Origin of the sequence: Ammonifex thiophilus (assembly GCF_003368535.1) — a bacterium.
Classification (GTDB): Bacteria; Bacillota; Desulfotomaculia; order Desulfotomaculales; family Ammonificaceae; genus Ammonifex; species Ammonifex thiophilus.
Genome location: NZ_QSLN01000058.1, coordinates 1 through 574 on the forward strand (window position 1 = coordinate 1; position 574 = coordinate 574).

The window sequence follows — 574 nt, forward strand, 5'->3', positions numbered from 1 at the left end:
CCTTGCGCTCCGGTTCGTGGACCCCGTGCCACCCCAGGCGGAGCGACAGGACCACGGGCCGCGCCACACGGCCACTACTCCCCTTCACGGGAGATACCTCGTACGCCCTCTCGAAGATGTTTAAGGCGCCGTTCACGTCCGCCTGCGCCCCCCAGCCGCAGGAACACACATAAAGCCCCCGGTGCTTCCGGTTGGAGGGCAGTACGCGCCCGCAGGCGTGACAGCGCACAGAAGTGCTCCTCTCGTTCACGTCGTCCCGAACCGCAATCCCGGCCAGTGCCCCCTTGTACTTGAGCATGTTGATGAGCTTCCGGTACGGCCAGGCGTGCAGCCTCTGGTTGAGTTTGTCTCCGCAGTCGGTGCCCTCGCGGATGCCACAAAGGTCCCCGATGGCTATCTCCCCCACGCCCCGCCTCACGCACTCCTCTATGAAGTGGGACGTGGCCATGTGGAGAAGGTGCTCCACCTGAAGCTTTTCCCGGTGGGCCACCTCCCTCCACCTGCGGGAGTTTGGCTTGAGGCTTGCCCGCACCTTCTGCCAGTACCGCCTCACCGACTTGATGAACCTGCCGGA

1 protein-coding gene is annotated in these 574 nt (G+C 64.8%); it reads right to left on the minus strand.

Translation table 11 applies throughout. The features are described from left to right. The coding region (locus tag DXX99_RS11030) for a zinc ribbon domain-containing protein (RefSeq protein WP_240610920.1) at positions 1-553 on the minus strand (553 nt) is incomplete at its 3' end. Positions 554-574: the final 21 nt, after the last annotated feature.